Origin of the sequence: Methanobrevibacter sp. AbM4 (assembly GCF_000404165.1) — an archaeon.
Lineage (GTDB): Archaea > Methanobacteriota > Methanobacteria > Methanobacteriales > Methanobacteriaceae > Methanarmilla > Methanarmilla boviskoreani.
This window is the reverse complement of the sequence record NC_021355.1, coordinates 1,906,437-1,919,332: the sequence shown is the minus strand read 5'-3', so window position 1 is coordinate 1,919,332 and position 12,896 is coordinate 1,906,437. Positions and strand designations below refer to the sequence as shown.

At 28.7% G+C, this 12,896-nt stretch carries 10 protein-coding genes and 1 tRNA gene; 7 read left to right on the top strand and 4 right to left on the bottom strand.

Translation table 11 applies throughout. From position 1 onward, the window contains the following. The first annotated feature begins 503 nt into the window (after positions 1-503). Both ABM4_RS08345 and ABM4_RS08340 read left to right on the top strand, forming a co-directional pair. A complete protein-coding gene (locus ABM4_RS08345) occupies positions 504-1,475 on the top strand; it encodes a hypothetical protein (protein ID WP_016359232.1) in 972 nt (323 codons plus the stop codon). Positions 1,476-1,754: 279 nt separating this feature from the next. Further along, positions 1,755-2,576 carry a V4R domain-containing protein gene (locus ABM4_RS08340; RefSeq protein ID WP_016359231.1) on the top strand — a complete coding sequence of 274 codons (822 nt, stop codon included), beginning with the start codon at positions 1,755-1,757 and terminating at the stop codon, positions 2,574-2,576. 326 nt (positions 2,577-2,902) lie between these two features. Here ABM4_RS08340 and cobI read toward each other — a convergent pair whose 3' ends face one another. After that, complete coding sequence (gene cobI / locus ABM4_RS08335) at positions 2,903-3,598, bottom strand: precorrin-2 C(20)-methyltransferase (protein WP_016359230.1); 696 nt, start codon at positions 3,596-3,598, stop codon at positions 2,903-2,905. Between the two features lie 186 nt (positions 3,599-3,784). Between cobI and ABM4_RS08330 the strand changes: the two genes are divergently transcribed. Then, positions 3,785-5,650 (top strand): helicase C-terminal domain-containing protein, encoded by a 1,866-nt coding sequence (locus ABM4_RS08330; RefSeq protein WP_016359229.1) that lies wholly within the window; start codon positions 3,785-3,787, stop codon positions 5,648-5,650. A gap of 39 nt (positions 5,651-5,689) precedes the next feature. Here the strand turns inward: ABM4_RS08330 and ABM4_RS08325 are convergent. Continuing rightward, positions 5,690-5,763, bottom strand: a tRNA-Arg gene (locus ABM4_RS08325). A gap of 264 nt (positions 5,764-6,027) precedes the next feature. Between ABM4_RS08325 and hisF the strand changes: the two genes are divergently transcribed. Then, positions 6,028-6,873, top strand: a complete 846-nt coding sequence (hisF, locus tag ABM4_RS08320) for an imidazole glycerol phosphate synthase subunit HisF (protein WP_016359228.1) — start codon at positions 6,028-6,030, stop codon at positions 6,871-6,873. Positions 6,874-6,889: 16 nt separating this feature from the next. Beyond that, positions 6,890-7,870: a DNA glycosylase gene (locus tag ABM4_RS08315; RefSeq protein ID WP_016359227.1), complete on the top strand. Its 981-nt coding sequence runs from the start codon at positions 6,890-6,892 to the stop codon at positions 7,868-7,870. A gap of 390 nt (positions 7,871-8,260) precedes the next feature. Here ABM4_RS08315 and ABM4_RS08310 read toward each other — a convergent pair whose 3' ends face one another. Both ABM4_RS08310 and ABM4_RS08305 read right to left on the bottom strand, forming a co-directional pair. After that, positions 8,261-8,689, bottom strand: a complete 429-nt coding sequence (locus tag ABM4_RS08310) for a peptidylprolyl isomerase (RefSeq protein ID WP_016359226.1) — start codon at positions 8,687-8,689, stop codon at positions 8,261-8,263. A gap of 189 nt (positions 8,690-8,878) precedes the next feature. Next, positions 8,879-9,907, bottom strand: a complete 1,029-nt coding sequence (locus ABM4_RS08305; RefSeq protein ID WP_016359225.1) for an aldo/keto reductase — start codon at positions 9,905-9,907, stop codon at positions 8,879-8,881. Between the two features lie 177 nt (positions 9,908-10,084). Between ABM4_RS08305 and ABM4_RS08300 the strand changes: the two genes are divergently transcribed. Together ABM4_RS08300 and ABM4_RS08295 are read left to right on the top strand one after the other, a co-directional pair. Beyond that, a complete protein-coding gene (locus tag ABM4_RS08300) occupies positions 10,085-11,140 on the top strand; it encodes a glycosyltransferase (RefSeq protein ID WP_016359224.1) in 1,056 nt (351 codons plus the stop codon). 290 nt (positions 11,141-11,430) lie between these two features. Continuing rightward, entirely contained in the window at positions 11,431-12,603 is a 1,173-nt protein-coding gene (locus ABM4_RS08295) for an acetylornithine transaminase (RefSeq protein ID WP_016359223.1), read from the top strand. Positions 12,604-12,896 lie beyond the last annotated feature (293 nt).

The window sequence follows — 12,896 nt, the reverse complement described above, 5'->3', positions numbered from 1 at the left end:
ATAAACTTTTTGTTTATCCAAATCCTAAGAAACAATTTTAAATATTTGTATGAGATTTTTTTAAAATTATATTTATTAAAATAAGTTATTTTAAAAAAAGAATGTTTTTTATAATCAATTTTCATTTAAGAAAATCAAGTGCTTGATTATATATTTTTACTGAAATTTCATGGATTTAAGCCTGATTTTATAAATGAGATTGTGGATTTAAGGAATTTTTAAACTTTTAATACATTTGTTGAATAATTCTATAAAAAGACCTTTCTTAAATCAATCTGACTTGAAACATGTAAAGTAAATTTGTATAATGATAAACTAAATAAGTTAGTAATTAGATAAAAGTGAATAGTGGTATATTTTTTTTACTTAATTGTATATATAATAATTATTTAATAGGAAGATAATTATTTTAAACAATTTCTAAGATTGTTTTTTTTATTAGATATATGCACATTTAAGGTTTAATAGTAATTTTCTTGGGAATAAGTTTTAGGGGTAATTTAATGTCATTTTTTGAAAAGATTTTAAATAAAAGTAATAGTTACTTATATTATAAAAATAATTACTTTAATTTAATTAAGGAAAATGAAAATTTAAGAAATGAAAACAAAAAGCTTAAATCAAGCTTAAATGAGAAATCTGAAGAAATTGATTCATTCAATAATGAATTTAAAAAATTATCAAAGGATAATGAAGGGATTAAAAATAGTGTAAACAGTAATAAATCCTTGATAAATAGTTTAAAAAATGATTTGAAAAACGAGAGATTAAGAAATTTGGAAAACAATTATGCGTTTGTATTCCATGATACTATAAAAGAATCCAAGTGGCTAAAATCTAAGAACTTTTCCCTGATAAATGCTGCCTCTAACTATTCTTTTATATATATTCTATATAGAATTTTAGATGAGATGAAACCTGTTAATATATTGGAGATGGGTCTAGGTCAGACTACAAAACTCACTACACAATATGCTGATTATTTCAAATTTTCAAACCTAACAACGATTGAAGGAGATCAGGTCTGGATAGATAGTTTCTCAAAAAATATAGAGATTCCTGATAATGCCAATATAATACAGTGTGATATTGAAAGGGTTGTTATTGATGAATCCTTAGAAATCCCTAATAAAACTATTGAAAGTAACAGATATAAAAATCTGGATAAAATACTTAAGGATGAGAAATTTGACTTGATTATTATTGACGGTCCACAGGGATTTATTGATTATCCTCCGATTAAAAGCTCTACATATTCAAGAACTAATATTTGGAATCTGATTCCAAATAATCTTGCCGATGAGTTTATAATTATAATTGATGATTATGATAGGATAGGTGAGCAAAACACAATCAAACATGTTGAGGAGCTTTTAAATAAGGAGAACATCAAGTTTGATAAATGCATTACTAAGGGACTTAAAACCCAATGTATTATCTTAACGGAAAAATATAAGTTTGTTAAATGGTTTTAATATCTATTTTTCCTTATTCTTATCAATTTAACACATTTTTTATTATGATTTTTATTCTTTTCAAGTTATTTCTTGTTCTTATATTGTTTAATTTTTTAAAATATTTGATAGTAATCATACAAACTGTTTGTATAAGATAAAACAATATTTAAATATTAGTAAAATAAATATGTTAATAAATATATAAAATTTATTAGCTAATAGGTTAAATTTCAGTTTTTTAACTTAATTGTTTATGTTAATTTAATATATAATTTAAAGAATAAGAAGGGAATACTTATGTTAGGCAATAATGTAAAACAGCTGAATAAAGAAAAACCTGTTCAAATATATGCTAAAACAGACGGAAGTGCATCTGTAAGTGTTATAAAAAGTCCAGTTAAATTAACTATCTTGGAATTGTTAAAAAACAGTGATATGGAATTTGATGAAATTGTTACCAATACCGGTAGGTCTAAATCTACAATTTCAGTTCACTTAAAAGCTTTACGAGAGGATGGAATTATTGATTATAAATTAAATCCTAATGACAATCGTAAAAAGGTCTTTTATATATCTTCTAAATTTGTAGGGGAAGTTAATCATTCAGAACCTAAAAAATTAGATGAAAATAAAACGGATTATATTGTTAAAAACATTATAGAGAATGACAATGGTTTTGAATTCTCATCTCTGCTGTTCCATACCTTAAGAACTACCTTGATTCAAGAAGGAATTAATATAGATCCAATTTTACATGATACTGGTTTGAAAATTGGTTTATCTTTATTTGATCAAGTTTATAATGAGGATTTCGAACAATTCCTCAATAACATTGCTCAATTTTGGTCAGATAATGGGTTAGGTAAACTTACAATAGAAATTGGAGATATTATTACAGTTACATCTGTTGATTGTTTTGAATGCTATTTACTTCCAAAGACAGGAAAACCTGCATGTTTCTTAGATTCCGGAATTTTAGAAGCATTAATGTCATCCTATTTTAACTCAAAGGTTGACGTTACCGAGGTAAAATGTTATACAATGGGAGATGAATGTTGTACTTTCTTAATTGAACCTAAGGGTGAAGTATATTCATTTGTACAAGATGTTTCTAAATAAAGTTATTTTTTTTAAAATGAATAAATTCTTTATTCATTTTTTTTTATTTTATAAAATTCACTAAACCTAAAATTTTCATAAAAAGAGTTTTGGACTATTTTTTCTATTTTAAATATAATTTATTTAAGAGATTGAATTTTAGCTAATTTTTCTAAGTTTTAAAGTAAAATGAGATTTTAATTAAGATTTTATCATCTTCAAGGTAAAATATAATATTTTAAAATATTTATACAAAAATTAAATTTTAAAAGTATCTATATAAAAATTAATTACTTTAAAAATAGTTTTAATAAAAATTAATTATTTTGAAAATATTAAAAATGTTTTTAATTCTTGAATTTAACTATTGTGGTGGTTAAATAAGGCTTTTCGTTTGAGAATCCCTCGACTATTTTTTCATCTTCCATAGTACAATTTTCTACAGAGTAGACGGTTTTCTCTCTAGGATCTTTTAGAATCTTATTTTCAACCTTTCTAGAGTTTCTTGATGTTTTCATAAATACGAAATTGTCAGACTTATCAATAATGTCCTTAATGCTCTTATCTATTTTCGGTACAATGGTTAATGTTTCATCCTTTTCAATTAAAGGTTCTCCAATTGCAGCTGCACATGCTGTAAAGGATGTTATTCCTGGAATAACTTCAATATCATATTTTCCATCAAGATTTTTTTGTACATATGTAAATGTTGAGAAGATTGACGGATCACCTAAAGTAATAAATGCCACATCCTTTCCATGGTTTAGATAATCTGAGATGATAAATGCCGCTTCCATCCAATGTTTTTTAAGGTGGTTTACATCTTCCTTCATTGGAAATAGAGGCTGTACAACCATGGCCTTTTTTTCTCTTTCATCTAACAATGGTTGTATTATGGATAATGCAATGCTTTCCTTTTCTGCCCCTGCATGTGGTGCACATATAACATCTACTTCCTTAAGGATTCTTGCAGCTTTTAAGGTTAATAGTTCCATATCCCCAGGTCCTACACCAATTCCATATAACTTACCTTTATTTTCCATATTATCACCTATAATGCTTATTAACTATTTTAATATAATCGTAAAATTAGTCTGATTTTTTAAATCTTTAGTTTATATATAAATTATTATTTCTTATTAATATTAAATCTAACTTTAAACTATTAAATATTATTTTTCAATTGGACACTCATAATATTTATAAAATAATATATCCAATATTAATTTATGAATGATTCTCTTTTTTGCCCTAAATGTGGAATGTTAAAATCTAATTGTGTCTGTGAAAATAACAAGAATAGTAATAATAATTCTTCAAAGAATAATAAATCTAATGATTTATTGCAATACATGGATACAAGGAAAAAGACAAAATCTCCACTTATCAATGATATTCCCGGAGTATATTCTATTGAAGACCATAGATTAAGTGATGATAGAATAAAATATCTTAAAGATAAATATCCATATATTAGTGATGATATTATTGAGAATTTTCCCTTTGAAAGTCCAAGGCAAGGACAATTGGAAATTGTTCAGGAAATAGAGGATGCAATTTCAAAAGGTTATAAATATATTATTCTGGAGGCAGGTACCGGTACAGGTAAATCCGCTATTGCCTCAACCTTGGCACGTATGTATCAATCTGCTTATATCCTTACCATGACTAAACAACTACAGAATCAATATGCAAGGGAATTCGATTTTCCACTTGTTAAGGGAAGAGGTAATTTCTCATGTCTCATGGGTGGTGATGAGGTAACCTGTGATATGGGTGTATGTAAAACCACCATTAATTCTAAAAAGTTCTTTTGCCCATTTTCAATAAGTAAAAATCCAACTTTATCTGGAACCGAGGCCTTTGAAGATTCATTCGGTAATCAGATATATTTTAACACTGAAAACCACTGTAATTATTGGCAACAAAAGGCCGACGCTATTAATTCTCCAATAACCTTGATGAACTATGATTATGCCTTTCTTGAGTTAAACTATGTAAAGCATTTCGGTGTAAGATCACTTCTCATCTTAGATGAGGCCCATAATATTGAAAATAAACTAATGAAAAGTTTAGAGTTAACCCTATCTAATCAAAGGCTTGAAAAGGATATTAAAAAACATATATCCGAGAATACTTTAAAGGACGGCAGTGTTGAGGATTGGATTTTGGAGATTGAATCTTTATATGAGGCATATCAGGATGTGGATCTCAAGGAATTGCCTATAAACAAAGTAGAAAGGATTAGAAGTACTACAAGTAGGTTAAAATCATTAAGGGACCATCTTGAAAAGGAACCTAAAAATTGGGTCATTGATGCAAATGAGGAGGCCGTGTCATTTAAACCGCTTAGGGTAAATCACTATGCTAAAGACAATCTTTTAAAATATGGTGATGTTTGTATATTTATGAGTGCTACAATCTTATCTCATAAGATGTTTACAAAATGGTTAGGTCTTAAGGATAACGAGGTATACTACATTAAAGTGGACAGTCCTTTTCCAGCTTCAAAAAGGCCTATAGAACTTAAGCTTGTAGGAAAGATGTCTAAAAATAGAATTAAGGACACTGCCCCTAAGATGATTCCGGTTATAAATGATATTTTAAGAAAGCATCCTGATGATAAGGGACTGATTCACACCCATAGTTATCAAAATTCACGTTTCATTACACAAAATATTCCAAACTCTAGATTAATATCACATACTTCTTTAAATAGACAGAGGGTTTTGGACTATTTTGAAAATGATGATAATCCATTGGTGTTAGTCTCCCCATCAATGAGTGAAGGTGTAGACTTACCTTATGATAAATGCCGTTTCCAGATAATCTATAAGGTGCCATTCCCATATCTTGGAGATAAACAAATAAATATGAGGCAGAGAAGGGATAAAAGATGGTATGCCTACAAGACTGTCATGACCATTATGCAGGCTTATGGTAGGGGAATGAGAGCTGAGGATGATTCCTGTACTACATATATTTTAGATAAGGATATTACAATGCTGTTTAAAAGTCCTTTATATAAATCATTAGTTCCTGACTTTTTTAAAGAAGCTATTGTAGAAAATGAGTATGTAAAATTGATTAAATAAAATTTTATTGATAATACTTTTTAAAAACAGTCATTAAAGCGGACCTAGGGGGATTTGAACCCCCGGCCTCGGGATCCGAAGTCCCGCGTCATTCCAGACTAGACCATAGGACCAATTCAACATTAATAATTTTCTCTTTTATAATTAATAAATCTTGTTTAAATCTTCAAATAATTAATTGAAATTACATTAATAAAGTATCTCATAAATTTTAATTATCTCTTATTAGATTATTTGTGATTTAAAAGATTCTTTTAATTCTTATTTTTAAATATAAAAATTGATATTTCATTTCTTATTTTTATCTAAAATCAATATAATATTTTTTATACTATTAGAAAGATATATTTTAATAATTGATTATAGGTTCTGTTATTATGTTAACTAAAAGAATTATTCCTTGTTTAGACTGTGACCTCCAAGTTCCTGAAGGTCGTGTAGTTAAGGGGATAGAGTTTAAAGAGATTAAATATGCAGGAAACCCTGTAGAACTTGCTACCAAGTATTATAATGATGGGGCAGATGAGATTGTTATTCTAGATATTACTGCTTCACATGAAAGACGGGAAACTATGGCTGATGTTATTGAAAAATTAACTGAAAACGTGTTCATACCTATATGTGTAGGTGGCGGAATCAGGAAGGTTGATGATTATATTAAAATGCTTAAAGCTGGAGCTGATAAATGTTCTACTAATACTGCAGCTATTCATAATCCTGACTTGATAAATGATGCATCAAAGGTAGTTGGCTCACAGGCATGTGTGATTGGTATAGATGCAAAAAGAAGATATGTTGAAAACCCATCTGATGCACCTGATAAAAATGTAATTGAGATTAAACATCCAAGATCTACCGACAAATCTGATTATTGTTGGTTTGACTGTAGTATATATGGGGGCCGTGAATTTACAGGTATTGATGCGATTTCATGGGCTCAGGAATGTGAAAGTAGAGGTGCTGGTGAAATTCTTTTAACCTCAATGGATGGAGATGGCACTAAAGAAGGTTATGATTTAGATTTAACCAAAGCCATTAATGATGCAATCGATATTCCTGTAATCGCCTCCGGTGGTGTAGGTAATCCTGAAGATATTAAAAAGGCATTTCAGGAAACCGATGTAAGTGCAGCTTTGGCAGCAAGTATTTTCCATTTTGGTGAATATCCGGTTCCAGTTGTAAAAGAATATTTAAATAATAACGGAATTAATGTAAGGTTATAGTTAATTTTGTGATTTTATGAATTTTAACAGTCTCATTGATTTGGAATTAACTCAGTATTCTGGTCAAACATCACAGTCTCCATGGAAATTTGATAATGGGTCTAATAGTTTTAATAATGTAATTATTGTAGACAATATTCCCGTTCTTCTGAAATTAAGTCAAAACAATGTTAATTCAATGAATCTGGATTATGAGATACCAACAGCTATTGATGAATCAATTATAGATAAAGATAAATTGGAATCTAAAATAAAATCCGAGGTAAATAGAATTTATGATTTGGATTATGATTTGGATAAATTCTACAATTATTTAAAGGAAGATGAGAAATTAGCTCCGTCTGCAGAATTCTGTAAAGGCCTTAGACTTTTCATTGCAACCGATCCATTTGAATCAATTATAGCATCTATCTCCTCATCAAATAATTCGATAGCAAGATGGACCAAAACCATTGATAATATTAAGAAGATATGGGGAGACGAATATATTTTTCAATCTGGAAGATACTATAAGTTTCCACCCTCTGAGGTATTGATGGAAGCTTATGAAAATAATCTGGAGGAATATGAAGCAGACAATAGACAGATGGAAATAGAATGTTATAGTAACAATCTCAAATCCTGCGGATTAGGTTATAGGGTACCTTATGTTAAACAGGCTAGTGAGATATTTACACTTGAAATAGACCTCAACGATTTTTATCACATGTCTTACGATGAGGCGTATAATGAGATAATTAAGATTAAAGGTGTAGGTCCTAAGGTTGCTGATTGCATTTTATTATATGGTTTTAATTTTAGGGAGGCCTTTCCGTCTGATGTCTGGATTAAAAGAATAGTTTCATACCTGTATTTTGATAATGACCAAAGTATTCCAGTTAAAAAAATCAGAGAATTTGGAATGGAAGAGTTCGGTGATTATGCGGGATATGTTCAATTGTATCTTTTCCACTATGCAAGAAAATCCGGTTTAATGGATAAGTTATCTAAAAAATAGCTTTTATTTATTTTTTTTTAATTTTAATACACTAATTTTTTTATTTTTATAACATTCAATATTTAAAAATAGTCTTTATCTTTTTTTATTTTAGCATACTCTTTTTCTTTTTTATAATATTCAATATTTAAAAATAGTCTTTATCTTTTTTTATTTTAGCATACTCTTTTTCTTTTTTATAATATTCAATATTTAAAAATAGTCTTTATCTTTTTTTATTTTAGCATACTATTTTTCTTCTTTATAAGATTCAATATTTAAAAATAGTTTTTATCTTTTTTTATTTTAGTATGCTAATTTTTTTTAAATTTAGAAGTAGTATCAATTGTTTTTTTTTAAATAGCTATTTATAAAAAGATTAAGCAGTTGAATTAACAACTGCATAATTGTTTAACCTGTTACAGTTACTTTGGTCATTTTATCTCCTTGTCTAATCTTATAGACAACATCCATACCTTCAATAACCTGACCAAATACGGTATGGACTCCGTCTAAATGAGGTTGTGGAGAATGTGTAATAAAGAATTGGCTTCCACCAGTATCTTTACCTGCATGAGCCATTGATAAAGCACCGGTACCATGTTTGTGTGGGTTTCCTTCAGTTTCACATTTAATTGTGTAACCAGGTCCTCCGGTTCCGTCTCCATTAGGATCTCCACCTTGGATAACAAAGTTAGGTATAACTCTGTGGAAAGTTAAACCATCATAAAATCCGCTGTTTGCTAATTTTTCAAAGTTAGCAACAGTACCAGGAGCTTCATTTGGGAATAATTCTAATATTATATCTCCTTTCTCAGTTTCTATTTTTGCTTTTTTCATAATATCACTTTTTAAATTATAAATCGATTTATAAGTTTATTGATATTTTTACAAATCAATTTATTTTTATAATATTAATGGTATTTATTAAATTTAAATCTTATGATTTTAATGGATTTTTATAATAATTGCCATTTGGTTTATAGTTTAAATCTTATGATTTTAATGGATTTTTAAAATAATTGGTTCTTAGTTTATTTTAGTTTCTCCAGATAAAACATTCTGGTAATCCTTATAGTTTTCCTTTAAAAGTTCCGGAATATTTAACTCATATGGGCAACGTTTTATACAATCTCCACATTCCTTGCAGTCATCGATTTTAGACATCATCTCCTGATATTCCTTTGTCAGATATGGTTCTGTTGGAAAACGTCTAATCCATAAAGACATTCTAGCACACATGCTGATTTGTATGCCCTCTTTACAAGGTTGACAATAAGCACATCCTCGACAAAAATCGCCCTGAAGTTCTTCTTTGTCTTTTCTAATTACTTCTCTGATTTCATCATCAATTTTAGGATTGATTTCACCCCATTTTAGGAATTCGTCTAACTCAGACTCTTTCTGAATACCCCATATTGGAACGACTTCAGGGTATTCCTCAATAAATGCATAAGCTGCTTTGGAATTTTTAATTAATCCTCCGCTTAATGCTTTCATTGCAATGAATCCCATATTGTTTTCCATACATAAATCTAAAATTCTGAAATCCTTTTCGTCAGATAGATATGAGAAGGGATATTGCATAGTTTCAAATAAACCACTTTTTATCTCTTTATTTGCAAGTGAGTGTTTATGTGAGGTTATTCCAATATGTTTAATCAATCCCTCTTCTTTGGCCTCTAAGAAAACATCATATGTTCCATGTTCGTCATTGGGCTTTGGACAAAATGGGGGATTATGGAATTGATAAAGGTCTATATAGTCGGTTTTAAGATTCTTAAGACTAGTTTCCAAATCTTTCCATACCTCTTCCGGTGTGGTTGATTTGGTTTTTGATGCAATGTAAATATTCTCCCTTACATTTGACAATGCTTTACCAATTCTTTCCTCACTATTTGTATATGCTCTTGCAGTATCAAAAAAGTTAATACCATTATTATATGCTTTTTTCAGAAATCTAACAGCATCCCTCTCATCGGATCTTTGAAGGGGTAATGCTCCAAAACCTATTTTGTTTACTATCATTCCAGTTTGGCCTAATTCAATCCTTTCCATATAATCACTAAATCAATTAATACTAATATTATTATTTTAATCTTTTATTAATAACATCTAAATAAATTTTTTATAGTATATGGATTAAATTATTAAAATAGCAATAATTATTTTTTTCAACAATTTAAAATTTTAAAATTATTCATTAATTTATCCTTTTAATTCTTTGGTGAGAATATGGTTGGTATTTCAGTTATAGTTCCTGTTTATAATGTGGAAAATTATTTGGAGGAAGCCCTCAATTCTATCTTAAATCAAACATTTACGGATATCGAAGTTTTATGTATTAATGACGGTTCTAAAGATAATTCCTTAGATATTCTATATGATTTTCAAAGGAAAGATGAAAGAATTAAAGTTATTGATAAAGAGAATGGCGGATGTGGATCTGCAAGAAACAGGGGTCTGGATTTAGCTAAAGGTAAATATATCTATTTCTTTGATCCTGATGACAAAACAAAACCTGAGGCATTGGAAAAATTATATGATAATGCGGAATCTAATAATTCCGATTTAGTGATGTTTAAACTTGCAACATTTATGGACGGCCATGAGGTAGACTACAGCCACCCAGCATATAATTTTGATGAGCTATTTAAAGGCAAGGATTTTAATAATTTTTCTTTCAACCGTGATGACATTAAACATTATGTTTTAAACTCCTCTTTTGCACCATGGTTAAAACTATATAAAAAAGAGTTTTTGGACAGTTATGATGACTTTAGATTTGTATTGGGTCTTGCTTTTGACGATGTTCCATTTCATGTAATGTCCCTTGTTAGGGCTAAGAGGATTTCATTTGTGCCGGACTATCTCTATTTCTATAGGTTGTCCAATCCCACATCTGTCAATAATACAAAGTCTAATCAGATAGACATCTTTAAAATCATTGATATCGTTGAAGATTTCTTAAAAAGTGAAGGGGTTTTCGATGAATTCGAATATGAGTTTACCAAATTTAAAATAGAACATATCTTAAGATATATCCTATCAACCAATTCCATTGAATACTTTAATTTAGCAAAAGATCAATTCAAAAACCTAAACGTTAAGTCTATTCCAGAGGATTCAGATTTACTTGGAAGATATAATCTGTTGTTGGACTCAGATTCTTATTTTGACTATCAACAGAATCTATTATTCTATAATAACCGTATGAATAGAAAATACCATATAATAAATACCAGTCCTTTGTTTTATGCAAAAAAGGCTTATAAAAAATTGTTTAAATAATCGGATTATATTGTCTTTACATATTTTTAAGTAATGGTTCATGTTATGAAGATTTTTAGTTATTGATAATCGGATTATTACAATCATGTTAAAATTTTTCAATGATTTTAATAATTTCATTCATGATTTTATTATTTATCCTTCATATGGAATTTAGGATACCTGTTTTATGAAAAATTTTTTATTATATTAAATGAATAAATCTAATTGTAATTTTATTGATAAATTTTAATCAAATTAAAACTTATATAAATTTAATTTTTATTAACCCTTATTTTGAGGAATTATGTATGAATAGTCAAGAAGTTATGGATTCTTATGATAAACATGTGCTTCATACCTATGGAAGACAACCTATTGTAGTAGACCATGGTCATGGAGTAAAGGTTTATGATTTAGATGGAAATGAATATTTGGATTTTTTTGCTGGAATTGCAGTAAATAATGTTGGTCAAACTAATGATAAAGTTGTTGAAGCTATTAAAGAACAGGCTGAAAAGGTTATTCACTGTTCTAACATTTACTATAATGAACCATGTGCAAAGCTTGCAAACACATTGGCAGAAGTATCAGACTTTTCTAAAGCGTTTTTCTCAAACAGTGGTGCTGAGGCTAATGAGGCAGCTATTAAACTTGCAAGAAAATACACAGGTAAAGGTGAGATTATAACTGCATTAAAATCTTTCCATGGAAGAACAATGTTAACTGTAACTGCAACAGGTCAAGAACAATTTTCTAAACCATTTAAACCATTACCACCTGGCTTTAAACATGTTCCATATAATGATATTAAAGCAATGGAAGATGCCATCTCAGATGATACCTGCGCTATAATGTTAGAGGTACTACAGGGTGAAGGTGGAATTAATGTTGCAGATAAAAAATACATGAAGGATGTTGAGAAACTCTGTTATGACAATAACATTCTTCTAATTATTGATGAGGTTCAGACTGGTATAGGAAGATGCGGAACCTTATTTGCATATGAAAACTTTGATATTAAACCAGATATTATAAGCCTTGCTAAAGGTTTAGGTGGAGGAGTGCCAATAGGTGCAACTTTAGCTACTGAGGAGGTTTCTAAAGGTTTTGTTCCGGGGGATCACGGTTCAACCTTTGGTGGAAATCCATTGGCTGCTGCTGCGGCAAATGCTACATTAAGTGTTATTAAGGAAGATAACCTATTGGATAATTGTAAAGAAATGGGTGAATACCTTAAAGAACAGTTAAACACTTTAAAAGATAAATATGATTTTGTATCTGATGTAAGGGGTCTTGGTCTTTTAGTAGGTGTTGAGCTTACCATGGAAGGTGGAGATATTGTTGATAAAATGAGAGAGAAAGGGGTTTTAATAAACTGTACTGCCGGTAATGTTTTAAGACTTGCTCCTGCTCTTATCATTGAAAAGGAAGATATTGACACTATGGTAGAAAAATTAGACCAAGTCTTTGCGGAATTATAAGCCTATTTATTTTTTATCTTTTCTATTTTTTTTAATTACTTGATTAAATTCCTTTAGTTAATTATTTCTATTTTTAATTACTTAATTAAGTTCTTTTAATTACTTATTTCTTCTATTCTTTAAGGAATTAAATTTTTTTAATTATTTCATGTGGATTTTCTTTTAAATTTAAAAATTAAGTTTATTGTTTGATTTAAGCATTTTAATATTTCATTTTCTAAAAAAAAGTATTTTATTTTTAATTATTCGTTTAAGTTTGAGTATTGAAGAAGTAAAAGTTTTAGGAATTCATT